Origin of the sequence: Agrobacterium tumefaciens (assembly GCF_017726655.1) — a bacterium.
GTDB classification, from domain to species: Bacteria; Pseudomonadota; Alphaproteobacteria; order Rhizobiales; family Rhizobiaceae; genus Agrobacterium; species Agrobacterium tumefaciens_B.
In genome coordinates this window covers 2,181,418-2,198,849 of record NZ_CP072308.1, presented here as the reverse complement: position 1 = coordinate 2,198,849, position 17,432 = coordinate 2,181,418, and the positions used below count along the sequence as shown (strand labels likewise).

The following is a 17,432-nucleotide window of genomic DNA, read 5'->3' as shown; positions in this document are numbered from 1 at the left end:
CGGCGGCCGTGGCGGAGATAAAGTCCCATGAATTCGAGCGCTTCGCCGAGAACCCGGCGGAGCGCTTTCGCGTTTTCGTCCTCTACGGGCCGGATCGTGGTCTTGTTTCGGAGCGGGCAGGCGTCATCGCCAAAAAGACGGGTGTCGATCCCGACGATGCTTTTGCCTCACTGAAACTGACTGCATCCGATCTGCAGGGCGACCCGGGGCGTCTGCTGGATGAGGTGAACGCCATTGGTCTTTTCGGCGGCGAAAAACTCGTGTGGGTTAAAGGCGCGTCAGCCGAAAAGGCACTCGTGGATGCCCTCCAGATCCTGGCGGAAACGCCACTGGAATCGAGCTTCCTGATCATCGAAGCAGGTGACGTGAAAAAGGGTACCGGCCTGCGCAAGATCGCCGAGCCGGCACGCTCGATTGCCGCGATCCCCTGTTACGCCGATGACGCCCGCTCGCTGAATGCGCTGATCGATCAGGAACTCTCCGCAGATCATCTGCGCATCGCACCCGCTGCTCGACAGAGGCTAATCGAGCAACTCGGCGGCGACCGTATCGCGTCGCGCAATGAAATCCGCAAGCTTGCCCTCTATTGCCGTGGCGCCGAGGTGATCGAAGAGGATGACGTGATGGCCATTATCGGCGATGCCAGCACGGTTTCCGCCGACGACGCCGTGGATGCCATCCTCAAGGGCGACAGGAACGCCTTTTTCCACGCCACCCAGAAGATCATTTCCTCAAAAACGCCGATCTTCCTCGTGCTGCAGGGGTGCCTCAAGCAATTTCAGCTGCTCGATCAGATGCGTGCAGAGATGGATGAGAAAAAGCAGCAGGCCGGACAGGTCATGCAGACCCTCGGGCGTCATATCCATTTCCGCCGGAAACCGGTCATCGAAAGAGCGCTGCGCACATGGCAGCCAGCGGCGATTGCCCGCGAGATGAACCGGTTGCAGGCAGCCATCCTGCAAAGCCGTCAACGGCAAAGCCTGGAGGAAAGCGTGGCGCTTCTAACCCTGCTGTCCACCACGCTGCAATCCGGCCGCGGCGGATAAACGAAAGCCCTCGTGAAGGTACAACGAGGGCTTTTGAATTTGTGAAAGAGGATGATGCGATCTCGGATCAATCGCCTTTGCCAGGCTCGGCGGAGAAATAGAGCTCCAGCTTGCCTTCGACACCGTCCATTTCCTTGGCTTCCGGCATCGGATCACGCTTCACCGTGATATTTGGCCAGATGGCCGCATATTCGGCATTGAGCTTCAGCCACTTGTCGAGACCCGGCTCCGTATCGGGCTTGATAGCCTCGGCAGGACATTCCGGTTCGCACACACCGCAATCGATGCACTCATCGGGATTGATGGCGAGGAAATTTTCGCCCTCGTAAAAGCAGTCGACAGGGCAGACCTCAACGCAATCGGTGTATTTGCAGCGGATGCAATTGTCGGTCACGACATATGTCATGATGAACTCCAGAATATGCAGGCCGGGTCTTTGGGCTTCGGAACACAAGCCGTCGCCCGGAATTCAGACAGGGCAATTTCGCAAGTGACGTAATGCCTTTGCTTGCAGATAGCAAGGATAAACAATTCTGAAAAACGGGTGCGGCTTGGAGGTTTATTCTAATCTTCGCTGCCGTCACTGTCCGACAGAAACCTGTCGAGCGCACGGCGCTCTTTTTTGGTGGGGCGTCCGCTGCCCGGCAGGCGCATCGCCTGTTCAAGCGGCGTCAGCCTGTCGGAAGGCGGTCGAGCCGGTGTCTGGTCGTCGTAGAGAAGCCTTGCTTCCTCATAGGGGCCGCGGCGCGTTCCGCCGGCTTTGACGATCAGCACCCTGTCCATCCGCTCGAAGCTGATTTCCAGCCTGTCGCCGGCCTTCAGCATGTGGCTCGGTTGGCGCATAGGGGAGCCGTTGACCTTCACATGCCCAGACTGGATGTAGTTCTGGGCCAGTGACCGAGATTTCGCCATGCGGGCAAAGAACAGCCACTTGTCGAGACGCTGACGCGCGCTTTCCAGTGGCTGTTCGTTGCTACCCATGGGCTTACTTCTTCAGCTGCTCCTTGAGAGCAGCGAGCTTTGCAAAAGGTGAGTCCGGATCGAGCGGCTTTTCCTTGCGCGGCGGCTTGGCTTCGAAACGCTGCTGACCCTGAGGCTTTCCACCACGGTCATTGCGCTCCGGACGATCCTTACGCTCGCCACGATCGTGACGGTCGTTGTTGCGGTTGTTGCCACGGTCCGGCCGACCACCATCACGCTTGCGCTCGCCATCGCCATTGCGATTGGCCGCCTCGCGATTGCCGCCATCGCGGTTATCGCGACGGCCTTCGCCACGACGCTCGCCTTGCTCGCGAGCGCCCTCGCCACGGCCTTGACCGCGGTTGCCGGGACGGCGGTTGTCACCGCGCTGATTGTCGTTACGACCACCTGGACGCCACAGAAGAACCGGCTTGGGCTCGGCGGCCTCTGCCCCTTCCGGGGCAGCTTCGGCGGCGACGACCTCCGGGCTGACAGCCTCAGCAACAGGTGCCTCGGCGGCGGCTTCGCCTTCCGCAACGGCTTCGGATTGTGACGCCTGCTCTTCTGACGCCGTCTCTTCCTGCTCGCCTTCTGCGCCTTCCTCTTCAACCGCCGCCGCGTCTGCAGCAGCAGGAGCCGGCGTGCCGGCATGGCTGGCGAGGAACGCCTGCGCCTCTTCCGCCGTCACCTGATCGGCGCGGTAGCCAAGGCCCTTCAGGATTTCTTCCATATCATCGAGCGTCGCGCCCAGAATGGAAAGCATCGCGGTGGTGGTCGTGAAACGGCGACCATCATAGGCGCCTTCAGGACGCGGCTGCTGGCCAGGCTTCCACTGCAGCAGCGGGCGGATGAGATCGGCCAGGCGCTCGAGAATGTCGATGCGCACGGCGCGCTTGCCGAGGAAGCGGAACCCGGCGAGCTTGTAGAACATGCGCTCGAAGCTTGCATCCGTGACAACGGACGTGCGGCCGGCTGCGAGAACCGGAATGAGGTCGCCATAACCGGGCTTGCCGAGACCGTCGTTTTTCAGTGCCCAGAGCAGCGTCACAAGCTCCGCTGGGGCGGGCTTCAGAAGCGCTGGCAGGAACACATGATAGGCACCGAAACGCACACCGTAGCGGCGCATGGAGGCGCGCGCATCCTGATCGAGCGACTTGACGTCGTCAGCGACATCGCGGCGGAACAGCACACCCAGATTTTCGACCAGCTGGAACGCCAGGCCCTTCGCGAGACCCTGAAGGTCCTCGGCACGGGAAATATCGTCCAGCGGCTTCAGCACGGTGGCAATCTGGTGATTGACGAAACGCTCGACCCGCGCCAGCGCGTGATCGCGGGCATTACCGCTCAGCTGGTCGTCAGCCAGCAGGATCACCCGCGGCTTCATGATATTGTCGCCGGACGAAAGGCGGGCCACCGGCTCGCCCAACCAGCGAACCAGACCATCGGAGCTCAAAGCAAGATCGCCATTTCCACTGGCGTGCAGACGCGCGGCCCGCGCCTCGTATTCGAGAGCGAGCGCCTTTTGGGCAGCACCTTGCACGGCCTTCTGATCCGGCCCTTCCATTCCCGGCACCGGCGTGAACCGGAACCCGGCCAATTGGCCGACGTGATGACCTTCTACGAAGACATCACCATTTACACTGATTTCAGCTTCAAGCATCGCATTCTCTCTCAGGCGCCTCATGAGCACAGATGTCCTGCGATCAACAAAGCGTTTCGTCAACCTTTCATGTAGCGCATCGGACAATCGATCCTCGATTTCCCGAGTCTTTTCTTGCCAGTGTGTCGGATCGGCAAGCCATCCTGGGCGGTTCGATACATAAGTCCATGTTCTGATCTGCGCAATCCTTGCAGACAAGGTATCGATTTCACCATCCGTGCGGTCGGCGCGGCGCACTTGCTCGGCCATGAAATCCTCGTTCACCGTCCCGCGTTTGACGAGGTCGAAATAGAGCGTGGAGATCAGATCGGCATGCTGTGCGGGCGCGATGCGGCGATAATCGGGCAGCGCGCAGGCCTCCCAGAGTTTTTCCACCCGCGCATCCGTTGTCGTCACATCGATGATCTCAGGGTAGCGGGAGAGATATTCGAGCGCCTGTTGGTCGATCGCTGGCAGGGCGCGTGAAAGGCCCTGTATCGACGGTGCGGCATCAAGGCTGGCGCGCAGATTGGCGATGGATGAAAAATCGAAATTCTTCGTCCGCCATTGCAGCACCTTTACCGAATCGAACTGATGGCTTTCGATCCGCTCCACAAGCTCGTCATCGAACGGGTCGACCCGGCCCGTCACGCCGAAGGTGCCATCGCGTAGATGACGGCCGGCACGGCCCGCAATCTGCCCGATTTCACCCGGGTTGAGATTACGGAACTGGTAGCCGTCGAATTTTCGGTCCTGCGCGAAAGCGACGTGGTCGACATCGAGATTGAGGCCCATGCCGATGGCATCCGTCGCCACCAGATATTCGACATCGCCGGACTGGTAGAGGCCCACCTGGGCATTGCGCGTGCGCGGCGACAACGCCCCCAGCACGACAGCCGCACCACCGCGCTGGCGACGCACCAGTTCGGCGATGGCGTAGACCTCATCCGCGGAGAAAGCCACGATTGCGGTGCGCTGCGGCAGGCGCGTAATCTTCTTCTGGCCGGCATAAAAAAGCTGCGACAGACGCGGCCGCTCGACCACCGTTATGCCCGGCAGCAGCTTTTCAAGAATGGGGCGCATCGTGCCCGCCCCCAGAAGCAGCGTTTCTTCACGCCCGCGAAGATGCAATACCCGGTCGGTGAAAATGTGCCCGCGCTCAAGATCGCCGGCCAGTTGCACCTCGTCGATCGCGACAAAGGCGGCCGTCGTCTCGCGCGGCATGGCTTCCACGGTGCAGACGGAATATTTGGCTTTGGGCGGTGCGATTTTTTCTTCGCCGGTTATCAGCGCCACATTTGGCGCACCGACCTTCTCGACAAGGCGCGTATAGACCTCGCGCGCCAGCAGACGCAGCGGCAGGCCGATGACACCGCTGCCGTGTGCGACCATCCGCTCAATGGCGTAATGGGTCTTGCCGGTATTGGTGGGGCCGAGAACGGCCGTGACACCGCGGCCGCTCAGGATCATGGGGCGAAAATTCAACGTACTATCCGCGAATCGACTTCAATTGCTTGTCGCGCCCCTTCCATTTCAGATGCAGGCCGAACCCACCACACATGGCAACGCCTGCGGACAAAGGCAATAGCGCTTCTCCGCAAACTGTCCCGGCAGAATGACTGCGGCGAATTTCATGTGCATATTCAGCGGGTTGAAGGTACAAAAAGAATCCGGCAAATCGGTAATCGATTCGGTAACGGAACAGTCTGCGAACGAATCGAATACGAATCGCAGACTCCTGCCGATTCAGCTTTTGTTCTCCGCAACATCTGGGTCCCGGTCACACAACTCATACAAGATTATGAATCCAGGTAAGTCTTTGGCCGGATTCAGCTTTGTAAGCGCGCACCAGAACAGAATCGGCTGTCAAGCATCAAGGTCGATATAGCGCCTCACGCTATCGACAACCATTGATCAAAGCGCCTCGCCGGCAAGCAGGCGCGGTCCATTGGCGCCCGTGGTGCCGGCGGCTTGATCGATGAAATAGGATTTCAGACCCGGCAGACGGTCCACGACCCCCAGGCCAAAATCCCTTATGATACGGATGGGTCCGATATCGTTGGAGAAAAGCCGGTTCAGCACGTCGGTCGTCACGCCCATCCGCAACGTGTCAAAGCGGCGCCAGGACTGGTAACGCTCCAGAACGTTGAGAGAGCCGATATCAAGCCCGAGGCGATCGGCTTCGACCACCGTTTCGGCAAGAGCCGCCACATCCTTGAAACCAAGATTGAGGCCCTGACCCGAAATCGGGTGGATGCCGTGGGCGGCATCCCCCGCAAGTGCAATGCGTGGCGCAACGAATGAACGCGCCAGCGTAAGCCCGAGCGGGAAGGCGCGCCGTGGCCCGACAGGACGGATGGGGCCGAGCTTGTGGCCGAACCGGCGCTCCAGTTCCTCTTCGAAGACAAGATCGTCGGAAGCGACCAGCCTGTCCGCATCTGCCGTGCGTTCGGTCCATACCAGCGAAGACCGGTTGCCCTTCAGGGGCAAAATGGCGAAGGGTCCGGATGGCAGGAAATGCTCCTCGGCGCAGCCCTCGTGCGACCGCTCATGCTCAACGGTCGTCACGATGCCCGACTGGTCGTAGGCCCAGTGCACGGTCTTGATCCCAGCCATATCCCGAAGAGCCGAGCGGACACCGTCGCAGGCAACGAGCAATCGCGCATCAAGCGAGGAGCCATCGGAAAGGGTGATTGCTGTCGATTGCGGACCGGCGGTAAAGCCGGAGACGCTGAGACCATGGCGAATTTCAATGCCCAAACGCTCACACAGGCCGCGCAATGCGCCGACGAGCGCGACGTTCGGAACCATGTGGGCGAACGGCCTCCCCTCCTCTACGGCCCCATCAAAGGTCAGAAAGACGGGGCGTACAGGATCGGCGGTTTTCGAATCGGTCACGATCATCCTGTTGATCGGCTGCGCTTCCGTTTCGATGTCGCTCCAGATACCGAAGACCTCGAGCATACGCGTGGCCGCTGCAATGATCGCCGAGGCGCGGACATCCTTCTTCCAGACCTCCTCGGGAGCAGCCTCGACAACCTGCACCTGAAGGTGCGGCGCCGCCTGCTTGATGGCGACAGCGACGGAAAGACCGACATATCCGCCACCTGCAACCACAACGTCCAGCATCGCGCTTCTCCTCAAATCTTGTGCACGCATCATCTGGGCACTATAGACCATGTGACGTCTTCCTACAGCCGGAGCAGGCCGAAAAAATGTCGCATCCCTTGCAATCGTCAGACCCGATGGCAAATCTTATCGCCACGCTCGATCTCGAAAAGCTGGAGGAGAACCTCTACCGGGGCGAAAGCCCGCAGATCGGCTGGCAACGGGTTTTTGGCGGCCAGGTGATTGCGCAGGCCCTGATCGCCGCGCAGAGGACCGTGGATGACGACCGCTTCGTGCACTCGTTGCACGCTTATTTTATGCGCCCCGGCGACCCGGTGGTGCCAATCGTCTATCAGGTGGAGCGCATCCGCGACGGCGCCAGTTTCTGCACCCGCCGGGTAGTGGCGATCCAGCACGGCAAGGCAATTTTTTCCATGTCGGCGTCGTTTCAGATATTCGAGGACGGCTTTACCCATCAGATCCGGATGCCGGATGTGACGCCGCCTGAAAAACTGATGAGCGAGGAACAGATGCAGGCGGCCTTCCTCGCAAAGGCGCCCGCTTCGATCCGCAACTACTGGAGCAACAAGCGGCCGATCGAGATCAGGCCTGTCTCGCTAACCCACTATATCTCCAAGGAAAAGCTGGAGCCACAGCAGGATATCTGGGTCCGCGCCGTTGGAACCGTGCCGGACGATCCGCGCCTGCAATCCGCCATCCTCGCTTATCTCTCTGACATGACCCTGCTCGACACCTCGCTCTATGCCCACGGGACGACCATCTTCGACCCGTCCATTCAGGTAGCGAGTCTCGACCATGCCATGTGGTTCCACCGACCTTGCCGGCTCGACGACTGGCTGCTTTACACACAGGACAGCCCGAGCGCATCCGGCGCCAGGGGGCTGACCCGTGGCAATATTTTCACCAGAGATGGTGAACTGATCGCCTCTGTCGCGCAGGAGGGTTTGATCCGCAAAAGGGCAAATGATTAAATAATGCGCTTTTTGGAAAAATCGCACATTTTATAGACGCTTTTTTGGGCGACAAATGCACCTTTTTCAGACGCCCGACACATAAACATTACATTTCAATAAGTTAGATACACACTCAAAACTGGCACGCCCTTTGAATGTATGTCCGCAGTCGCTGTTACTGATCTGCCAGCGGCAGGAGGTTCGGCTCCGCGCCGAGGACAAACAAAGGATGGGAAACCAGATGAAAATTGTGATGGCCATTATCAAGCCGTTCAAGCTGGATGAAGTGCGTGAAGCGCTCACTGGCGTCGGCATCCAGGGCCTGACCGTGACCGAGGTAAAGGGTTACGGGCGCCAGAAGGGACATACCGAGATTTATCGCGGCACGGAATATGCGGTGAGCTTCCTTCCCAAGCTGAAGATCGAGATCGCAGTTCCATCCGACGTGGTCGACAAGGCCGTTGAGGCGATCGCATCTGCGGCTAAGACCGGGCAGATCGGTGACGGCAAGATCTTTGTCTACTCTATCGAACAGGCCGTGCGCATCCGTACCGGCGAAACCAACACAGAAGCGCTTTGAAGCACGGCTGACAGGGGAGTTTTCCAAACATGCAACTCAACAAGTTTTTGACGCTCGGCAAGCTGGGCGCCGCAGCGACGGCCCTGATGGCACCGGCCATCGCCTTTGCCCAGGATGCAGCGCCGGCAGTGGCCGCGGCCGCTCCCGTTCCGGAAAAAGCCGATACCGCATTCATGTACGTCGCGACCATCCTCGTGCTGTTCATGATCCTTCCGGGTCTGGCCCTTTTTTACGGCGGCCTCGTCCGCACCAAGAACATGCTCTCCGTCCTGATGCAGTGCACGGTCATCACGGCCGTCATGATGCTCGTATGGGTCATCTACGGTTACTCCTTCGCCTTCGGCGGCGGCACCGGCCCCTATTTTGGCGGTTTCGGCAAGCTGTTCCTGAATGGCGTTACGCTTGACAGCACCTCGGCAACCTTCTCCCAGGGCGTCGTGATCTACGAATACACCTTTATCGCCTTCCAGATGACCTTTGCGGCGATTACACCTGCGCTGATCATCGGCGCTTTCGCGGAACGCGTGAAGTTCTCGGCAGTCATTCTTTTCACCATCCTGTGGGCCACCTTCGTTTATTTCCCGGTCGCACATATGGTGTGGGACGCAAACGGCCTGATCTTCGGCATGGGCGCTCTCGACTTCGCTGGCGGCACGGTCGTTCACATCAACGCCGGTATCGCCGGTCTGATCGGCGCGATCATGGTCGGCAAGCGTACTGGCTTCGGCAAGGACATGATGGCTCCTCACTCCATGACGCTGACGCTGGTTGGCGCAGCCATGCTGTGGTTCGGCTGGTTCGGTTTCAACGCCGGCTCCAACCTGGAAGCATCCGGCGGTGCGGTTCTCGCAACCATGAACACCTTCCTCGCCACCGCAGCAGCAATCGTTTCCTGGTCGCTGGTTGAAAGCTTCACCCGCGGCAAGGCCTCCATGCTGGGTGCCGCTTCGGGCATGATCGCCGGCCTCGTTGCCGTCACGCCGGCTGCAGGCTCTGTTGGTCCGATGGGCGCCATCGTTCTCGGCCTTATTGTCTCGCCGATCTGCTACTTCTTCGTCTCCGTTGTGAAGAACAAGTTCGGTTACGACGACACCGCTGACGTCTTCGGCGTCCACGGTATCGGCGGCATCATCGGCGCACTCGGCACCGGCATCTTCACCTCGCCTCTGCTCGGCGGCACTGGCAAGCCTGAATTCTCCATCGCCTCGCAGGTCTGGACGCAGTTCGTTGCCGTCGCCATCACCATCGTCTGGTGCGCCATCGTCTCCGCGATCCTTTACAAGATCGTCGACGTGATCGTCGGGCTTCGCGTCCCGGTCGAAGCCGAGCGCGAAGGTCTCGACCTTGCGACCCACGGCGAAGCCGCTTACCACTCCTGATATCGGGAAAAGGGGTTCTCCATCCCCTTACCCAAAAGAAGGCCCGCTTCGGCGGGCCTTTTTCTTTGCCGTAAATCCGGAGGCCGCCGCAAAAAGGCGCATGGTTAACACGACATTAACCAGCAACCGGTTAGCTTTCCCTGTCAATCCGGGATTCGGTCACCAGCCGATCTTGCCGAAACCAGAAAAAGCGACGGGTTCAGGGACATGGGCAGAATGCATTCTCCGACATTCGATGGTCGTCACACACGCTTCGTGTTGACGGCATTTTTCGTGCGTCAGATCATGGCTCTCGCCGGTTTTGCTCTTTTGGCGACGATTGCGCTCGGCATTGCCGCACTCGCCACATGGAATGTGGCTGATCCGAGCCTGTCCTATGCCACCGGCAACCAGCCTACCAATCTTCTGGGTTACAGCGGCGCGATCTTTGCCGATATCGTGATGCAATTCTTCGGGCTTTCCGCGATCATCTCGTTCCTGCCCATCATCGCCTGGGCGATTGCGCTGATTGCCGGGCGACGGTTCAATCGTATACCCGCCCGCATCGTCGCGTGGCTTGCGGGCGCCATCGTCTGCGCCGCCTCGCTCGGATGCTTCCCCGCACCCATCACCTGGCCCCTGCCCAACGGCATCGGCGGGGTGATCGGTGACATGATCCTGCGTTTCCCCGCACTCTTCATCGGCGCCTATCCCACAGGCACCATTGCGACGGTGCTTGGCGTTATTTTCGCTGCGCCGGCAGCCTGGCTGATGCTGTTTGCCGCCGGTATTGTCGGTGGTCTCGACGAGGAACTGGAGCGCGAAGAAGTCGCGCCTGTCGCCACAAGCAAGGCGCGCGCCGCCCGGCAAGCGGAAGAGGATGATGAAGACGATGGCGAAGGCTTCTTCGCCAACATGCTCGCCTTTGGTGCAATCGCCCATTACTGGTACATCACCCAGGCACGCTTTCGCCGCCTGTTCGGGCTGAAGTCGAAATCCCTGCACGACGACTTCGAGCATCCCTATGATTTTAACGAATATGAATTCGGCACGCTGAACGAGCCCTCGCGCCTTAAAACCGCGATCAACCGCCTCGACCAGCGCGCGGAACCCTCTTTCGAAGAACGCGCCGCATCCCGCCGGCAGATGTCCCCTCCGTCGATCGCGCTCGATCACGACGATGATATGGACGATGAACCGTCTTTCGATGCGGATGGACGCGGACTGCCGAACGGTATTCTTTCCGGCGACGAAACCGACCAGAAATTTACCGCCCGCCAGGCACCGGGACGTGGCCAGCCCAGAATAACTGCCGCCTCCGCCCGCCCGAAACCGAGTGAGCGCGTAGCCAGGGAGGCGCAGGCCTCGTTCATCGCCGCCGATGGTTTCCAGCTGCCGACCGTCCATCTTCTGGCAGAACCGAAAAATGTCGTACGTGACAACATGCTGAGCGAGGAAGTGCTGGAGCAGAATGCCCGCCTTCTGGAAGGCGTTCTCGAGGATTTCGGCGTCAAGGGCGAAATCATCCACGTCCGCCCCGGCCCCGTCGTCACGTTGTACGAACTGGAACCGGCGCCCGGCATCAAATCGTCGCGCGTCATCGGCCTTGCCGATGACATCGCCCGCTCCATGAGCGCAATCGCTGCCCGCGTCGCGGTCGTTCCCGGTCGCAATGCCATCGGCATCGAACTGCCGAACCAGACGCGCGAGACTGTGTTCCTGCGAGAACTGATCGGAAGCCGCGACTTCGAAAACAGCAAGGCGAAGCTTGCCATGGCGCTCGGCAAGACCATCGGCGGCGAACCCGTCATCGCCGATCTCGCCAAGATGCCGCACCTGCTGGTTGCCGGCACCACCGGTTCCGGCAAGTCCGTTGCCATCAACACCATGATCCTGTCGCTACTTTACCGCATGTCGCCGGAACAGTGCCGCCTGATCATGATCGACCCGAAGATGCTGGAACTGTCGATCTATGACGGCATTCCGCATCTGCTCTCCCCCGTCGTTACCGATCCGAAGAAGGCCGTCGTGGCCCTGAAATGGACCGTGCGCGAGATGGAAGAGCGCTACAAGAAGATGTCGAAGATCGGTGTGCGCAACATTGACGGCTTCAACAGCCGCGTGCAGCAGGCGCTCGACAAGGGCGAAATCCTCACCCGCACGGTGCAGACGGGCTTCGACCGCCAGACCGGCGAGGCGATCTACGAGACGGAAGAATTCGATCTGAAGCCCCTGCCCTATATCGTCGTCATCATCGACGAGATGGCCGACCTGATGATGGTCGCCGGCAAGGACATCGAAGGCGCGGTACAGCGTCTGGCGCAAATGGCGCGTGCGGCCGGCATCCACGTCATCATGGCCACCCAGCGTCCTTCGGTCGACGTCATCACCGGCACGATCAAGGCCAATTTCCCAACCCGCATCTCGTTCCAGGTCACCTCGAAGATCGACAGCCGCACGATCCTCGGAGAGCAGGGCGCCGAACAGCTGCTCGGCATGGGCGACATGCTCTATATGGCGGGCGGCGGACGCATCCAGCGCGTGCACGGGCCCTTCGTTTCCGACAACGAGGTCGAAGAGATCGTTTCCTATCTGAAGACACAAGGGTCGCCTGAGTATCTGGAAGCAATCACCGAAGAAGAAGACGAGGACGGTGCAGGCGCGAGCCCGGCCGGCGGTGGCAGCTTCTCTGATTCCGAAGACCCCTACGATCAGGCTGTGGCCGTCGTACTTCGCGATGGCAAAGCCTCGACCTCCTATGTGCAGCGCCGTCTCGGCATCGGCTACAACCGCGCCGCCTCACTGATCGAACGGATGGAGCAGGAGGGCATCATCGGCCCCGCCAACCACGCCGGAAAACGCGAAATCCTCGTCCCGACCGAAGCAGATATCATCGAGCGGTAAGTCCGCAACCAAGCGGGGCGAAGAAGCGTTATTACACGCTTTCAACGTCATGAAGCCGCCGCCTTTTATGCGGACAATCGCTGCGATGAAGGAGAATAGAATGAACGACCTCACCACCGGCGACACGGCCACCGCAAACGCAACACAAAACGGCGTAACGCGACGTGGCGTGCTGACAGCGTTTTCAATGGCTGCGGTTATCGCCGGCCTTTCGCCGCTCGACGCATTTGCCCAGGCGGCCGGCAATACCGCAACGGCGCAAAAAATCGCCAATCACTTCTCTTCCGTCAAAACCATGATGGGTGAATTCGTGCAGTTCGGCCCGCGCGGCGAACAGACCGGCGGCAAATTCTATATCGAACGTCCCGGCAAACTCCGCTTCAATTATGAAGATCCTTCGCCCATGCGCGTGATTTCCGATGGCAAGAATGTCGTCATCGGCAATATGAAGCTGAAGACATGGGACCTCTATCCGCTGTCGAAGACCCCGCTTAGCCTGCTTCTTTCCGACAGGATCGATCTGAGCAACCAGAAAGTCCGGAACGTGAAGGAGGAGTCCGATCTGACCACCATCGTGCTCGGAGACAAGAGCGTATTCGGTGATTCGACCATCACCCTGATGTTCGACCCCAAAACCTTCGATCTCAGACAATGGACCACGACAGATGCCCAAAACAAGGACACCACGGTCATGATCTTCAATGTCCAGACCGGCGTGAACCTCGATGAACGCGTCTTCAACATCAATTATGAGGAAGTACGCAAGCGCGGCTAATGTTGCTTATCCATGTATACTGTGAAGGCGGCTCTCAGGCCGCCTTTTTCATTTTGCCGTTAAAATACATTCCAGTTTTCGTCACGATGTTATAAGCCTGCGCCCCGGAACCAACCTCGAAGCCTGCTTCGAGGCGATAGGAACGGAGCCCTTGTATGTCGTTTTCGATAACCACCTGGAACATCAACTCGGTCAGGCTCAGAATGCCGATCGTCGAACAGTTTCTGGTGCGTTACAAGCCCGACATTCTCTGCCTACAGGAAACCAAGTGCCCGAACGGTGAGTTTCCGATGAAGCCGTTGAAGGCGCTGGGTTACGAGCACGTCATCATCCACGGCCAGAAAGGCTATCACGGCGTTGCTATCGCCTCGAAAGTGCCGTTGATCGAAGACCACCGGCAGGACTACTGCGGTGTTGGCGATGCGCGGCATATTTCCGCGATTTTTCAGGTCGGATCGCGCCGTATCCGGTTGCATAACTTCTATGTGCCTGCTGGCGGCGACGAGCCGGACCGGTCGATCAATCCCAAATTCGGCCATAAGCTCGATTTCATCGAGGAAATGAAAGCGCTTCGCGCCGATGGTGTTCCTGGCACTTCCTCGATTCTCGTCGGTGACCTCAACATTGCGCCGCTTGAAAATGACGTCTGGTCGCACAAGCAGCTTTTGAAGATCGTCAGCCATACGCCGGTCGAAACCGAAGGCATGCTCGAGATCATGAAGCAGGGCAACTGGCTCGATCTGATGCGGCTCAACGTGCCAGAGACGGAGAAGATCTACACGTGGTGGAGTTACCGCGCCAAGGACTGGGAAGCGGCTGATCGCGGCCGTCGCCTCGACCACATCTGGTCGTCACAGGATCTCGGCGCTTCACTGGATAAAATCGACATATTGCGCGAAGCCCGCGGCTGGAACCGGCCATCGGACCATGTTCCAGTCACAGCCCACTTTCGCTTCTGAACGAGGGCTGTCAGGCGAAGCGGTTCTGTAAACGGGCCGAACCCGCCGCCAGCGCCGCAATATTATCGCGAATGCGCGCCGAGACGATATCGGCAACCTCGGGAAATTCCTCCACCAACCGGTGGAAGAGGATGCGCGTGATGCGGATGACCTCGGAATCTTCGGCAGCAATGGCCGTAAATTTTCGCTCGCATAGCGTAAACAGCGCCAGCTCGGACAGCAGCGCGCCCTTGCCGGGCGTCGCCTGCAGCACAGGTTTACCATCCCGCCCGGCCGTGAACAACTCGAAACGCCCCGAGGTCACGGCGAAAGCGCACTCGGCCGGCGAATGTTCCCGAAACAATGTCTGACCGGCCGACACCCTCCGGCGTTCAGCACCGAAGGCGATGAGGCGCAACTGATCCTCGCTGAAGCCTGCGAATAGCGGCACTTGCCCCAGCAGAATGATATCGTCCGTCAAGGCCATGTCGATTACTACTCCGGAAAAACGCCTGCACCACTATAGCGGTTTTCCGATATCGGCCCTCAAAATACAAGATATTAGAACGCCGCGCTTCTTTCAAAGGGCGCGGCTTCAATTCACGACAGGAAACCCCGTCTCAGGGAACGATCTTGTATCCACCGTTCTCGGTCACCAGGATTTCGGCGTTGGACGGATCACGCTCGATCTTCTGGCGCAGGCGGTATACATGCGTCTCAAGTGTATGCGTCGTCACTCCGGAATTGTAACCCCAGACCTCTTCCAACAGCACGTCGCGCGTCACCACCGTGCTGCCGGCGCGGTAAAGGTAACGGATGATCGCCGCTTCCTTTTCCGTCAGACGAATTTTCTTGCCGTCTTCCGTCGTCAGCAGCTTCTGGCTGGGCTTGAACTGATAAGGACCGACCGTAAAAACCGCATCCTCGCTCTGTTCATACTGGCGCAGTTGCGCCCGGATGCGCGCAAGCAGCACGGCGAAGCGGAACGGCTTCGTCACGTAGTCGTTTGCGCCGGCTTCCAGCCCTAGAATCGTATCGGAATCGGTGTCGTGCCCGGTGAGCATGATGATCGGCGCCTTGAAGCCGCCTTTGCGCAGAAGCTTCACCGCCTCGCGCCCATCCATATCCGGTAGACCGACATCCATGATGAGGAGATCGACCTGCGCGGTCTTCGCAGTCTGCATCGCCTGTGCCGCGTTCGCGCCGCTCAAAAGCGAGAATTCCTCATAGGGAGAGAGTTGCTCGGTCAGCGTCTCACGAAGATCGTCGTCATCGTCCACAAGAAGGATAGTACGAGCCGTCATTCGGATTCTCAGCCTTTCTTACTTTAATCGTCAGCCAATTCAGCGATTTGCCGGTAAAAGGTCAACCCATTGCCATCATATGATGAAGTGCTATGACTTCACGTTAAATAACCTGCAAAGCAAAATCTCGTGAAAAACATGAGCAAACGCCCCACGGAACAACGTAAACGCGTATCGACACTCATGGTTCGGCCGGCTCCCATGAAAATCAGCCGGGCGATCGTGCAACTTGGGCATCTCACCTTCCCCGCCGCCATCGGGCGGAATGGCCGCACCGCTCTGAAACGCGAGGGAGACGGCAAATCGCCGATTTCAATGACCCGCCTGATGCACGGCTTCTATCGCGGTGATCGCTTGACCGGTTTCACGACGGCCCTGCCGATGCAACGAACGCAGAAATCCATGCTGTGGTGCGACGAGCCTCGCAATCCCAATTACAACAGATTGGTCAAGGCACCCTTCAAAGCAAGTCATGAAGAAATGATGCGCAAGGACGGCCTCTATGACGTCTGTCTGGTGCTGGACTGGAACATCACCTCACGAGGCCGCAACCGTGGCTCGGCGATCTTCATGCACATGATCCGGCAGGGATATGAGCCAACCGCGGGCTGCGTAGCCCTCCACCCCCGCGATATGAGGCGCATCCTGCCCCATATGCGCAAAGGCACGAAAATCCGCATCCTGTGATGCGCGCGCAGCCGATAAGGCAACAAAAAACCCGCCATCAAGGCGGGTTTTTTTAGAAGGAAAAGCCGTTATTAAGCGGCTTCGTCCTGAGAATCGTCCTCTTCAACAGTCTTGCCACGCTTGGGACCCTTGGCAAGGTTGACTTCCACCAGGCGAACGGCCTCGGTTTCAGACATTTTGTTGACGGCGGCAATTTCGCGCGCCATGCGGTCGAGAGCAGCTTCATAAAGCTGACGCTCCGAATAGGACTGCTCCGGCTGGTTTTCCGCACGGTAGAGATCGCGTACAACTTCCGCAATCGCGATGAGATCGCCGGAATTGATCTTCGCATCGTATTCCTGCGCGCGGCGCGACCACATGGTCCGCTTCACGCGTGCCTTGCCCTGCACCACTTTCAGCGCCCGCTCGACAAAATCGCCTTCGGAAAGCTTGCGCATGCCGATGCTGACGGCTTTGGCGACGGGAACTTTAAGACGCATCTTGTCTTTTTCGAAGTCAATGACAAAAAGCTCAAGCTTCATGCCGGCGACTTCTTGTTCCTCGATGGCAGAAATGGTACCGACACCATGAGCGGGATACACAATCGCTTCACCGGTTTTAAAGCCGTGATGTGCTGGAGATTTCTTCTGCTGGGTCGTCATTCGTTCTAAAAACTCCCTGTTACATACCCGGGGATGCCGGGGTTGGGTCGGTCAGGCCCTGATGAGACGGGGGAACCGTCAGGTGACTCCGCACTGGTCCAGCCGTGCACGCAAAAAAACACCTACCCGTCTTGCGGGGTTCGATAACGTAAACGCTCGATATGTCACGGAAACCGCGTGCAAAAGAGGTGTTGCTTTCGTGGTGTTTTTGGGCACACAAATGCCACGCTGTGGATCAGTGTGATTGGTGTACCACAAAAATAGACGCGAATCAATAATTTGCTTCAACCGTGGCCACAACATCACATGGCGGTCCGAGAACCGCCTAAAAATTAGCCGCAAAAATACTGTCGTAAGCTTCTAAACCGAGCCGCTTGATAAAAGAAGCAAAAAAATTTCACTTACCGCCTGAAGAAATACAAAAGCCTCTTAAACTCTTCGTAATTCCACGCCAATATCCGATTCGACTGAAAAGGCAAAATCCGCAAAATGGCGATGCTTTTTTACATTAAAGTGTG

Annotated in this window: 15 protein-coding genes; 8 read left to right on the top strand and 7 right to left on the bottom strand. The window is 58.7% G+C overall.

The features are described from left to right. Positions 1-8: 8 nt before the first annotated feature. On the top strand, positions 9-1,046 hold the full coding sequence (gene holA / locus AT6N2_RS10875; RefSeq protein ID WP_209086675.1) for a DNA polymerase III subunit delta: 1,038 nt from the start codon (positions 9-11) through the stop codon (positions 1,044-1,046). Positions 1,047-1,113: 67 nt separating this feature from the next. Here holA and fdxA read toward each other — a convergent pair whose 3' ends face one another. The 4 genes from fdxA to AT6N2_RS10855 form a co-directional block, all read right to left on the bottom strand. After that, positions 1,114-1,452, bottom strand: coding sequence for a ferredoxin FdxA (gene fdxA / locus AT6N2_RS10870; protein ID WP_063951609.1), 339 nt, complete (start codon positions 1,450-1,452; stop codon positions 1,114-1,116). A gap of 158 nt (positions 1,453-1,610) precedes the next feature. After that, positions 1,611-2,027 carry an RNA-binding S4 domain-containing protein gene (locus AT6N2_RS10865; RefSeq protein ID WP_063951490.1) on the bottom strand — a complete coding sequence of 139 codons (417 nt, stop codon included), beginning with the start codon at positions 2,025-2,027 and terminating at the stop codon, positions 1,611-1,613. 4 nt (positions 2,028-2,031) lie between these two features. Continuing rightward, positions 2,032-5,115 (bottom strand): helicase-related protein, encoded by a 3,084-nt coding sequence (locus tag AT6N2_RS10860; protein WP_209089661.1) that lies wholly within the window; start codon positions 5,113-5,115, stop codon positions 2,032-2,034. A 444-nt stretch (positions 5,116-5,559) separates the two neighbouring features. Continuing rightward, entirely contained in the window at positions 5,560-6,774 is a 1,215-nt protein-coding gene (locus tag AT6N2_RS10855) for a ubiquinone biosynthesis hydroxylase (RefSeq protein WP_233282436.1), read from the bottom strand. A gap of 86 nt (positions 6,775-6,860) precedes the next feature. Here AT6N2_RS10855 and tesB point away from each other — a divergent pair, with 86 nt between their 5' ends. From tesB to AT6N2_RS10825, 6 genes are all read left to right on the top strand, one after another. Next, a complete protein-coding gene (gene tesB, locus AT6N2_RS10850) occupies positions 6,861-7,745 on the top strand; it encodes an acyl-CoA thioesterase II (RefSeq protein ID WP_209086672.1) in 885 nt (294 codons plus the stop codon). A 211-nt stretch (positions 7,746-7,956) separates the two neighbouring features. Continuing rightward, on the top strand, positions 7,957-8,307 hold the full coding sequence (locus tag AT6N2_RS10845; RefSeq protein ID WP_004444057.1) for a P-II family nitrogen regulator: 351 nt from the start codon (positions 7,957-7,959) through the stop codon (positions 8,305-8,307). Between the two features lie 29 nt (positions 8,308-8,336). Beyond that, positions 8,337-9,686 (top strand): ammonium transporter, encoded by a 1,350-nt coding sequence (locus AT6N2_RS10840; RefSeq protein WP_063951494.1) that lies wholly within the window; start codon positions 8,337-8,339, stop codon positions 9,684-9,686. Between the two features lie 216 nt (positions 9,687-9,902). Beyond that, entirely contained in the window at positions 9,903-12,569 is a 2,667-nt protein-coding gene (locus AT6N2_RS10835; protein ID WP_209086669.1) for an FtsK/SpoIIIE family DNA translocase, read from the top strand. Between the two features lie 49 nt (positions 12,570-12,618). Further along, entirely contained in the window at positions 12,619-13,344 is a 726-nt protein-coding gene (locus tag AT6N2_RS10830) for an outer membrane lipoprotein carrier protein LolA (RefSeq protein ID WP_209086666.1), read from the top strand. A 155-nt stretch (positions 13,345-13,499) separates the two neighbouring features. Continuing rightward, entirely contained in the window at positions 13,500-14,303 is an 804-nt protein-coding gene (locus AT6N2_RS10825) for an exodeoxyribonuclease III (RefSeq protein ID WP_063951496.1), read from the top strand. Positions 14,304-14,313: 10 nt separating this feature from the next. Here AT6N2_RS10825 and AT6N2_RS10820 read toward each other — a convergent pair whose 3' ends face one another. Together AT6N2_RS10820 and AT6N2_RS10815 are read right to left on the bottom strand one after the other, a co-directional pair. Continuing rightward, the gene (locus tag AT6N2_RS10820; RefSeq protein WP_209086663.1) at positions 14,314-14,769 is read right to left on the bottom strand and encodes a cyclic nucleotide-binding domain-containing protein; all 456 of its coding nucleotides are present in this window, start codon (positions 14,767-14,769) and stop codon (positions 14,314-14,316) included. Positions 14,770-14,902: 133 nt separating this feature from the next. Beyond that, a complete protein-coding gene (locus AT6N2_RS10815; protein ID WP_003505216.1) occupies positions 14,903-15,586 on the bottom strand; it encodes a response regulator transcription factor in 684 nt (227 codons plus the stop codon). Positions 15,587-15,769: 183 nt separating this feature from the next. Between AT6N2_RS10815 and AT6N2_RS10810 the strand changes: the two genes are divergently transcribed. Then, positions 15,770-16,273: a L,D-transpeptidase family protein gene (locus tag AT6N2_RS10810; protein WP_209089659.1), complete on the top strand. Its 504-nt coding sequence runs from the start codon at positions 15,770-15,772 to the stop codon at positions 16,271-16,273. A 71-nt stretch (positions 16,274-16,344) separates the two neighbouring features. On the opposite strand, the gene AT6N2_RS10805 is transcribed toward AT6N2_RS10810, so the two are convergent. Then, positions 16,345-16,914, bottom strand: a complete 570-nt coding sequence (locus AT6N2_RS10805) for a CarD family transcriptional regulator (protein ID WP_003505223.1) — start codon at positions 16,912-16,914, stop codon at positions 16,345-16,347. Between the last annotated feature and the right edge of the window lie 518 nt (positions 16,915-17,432).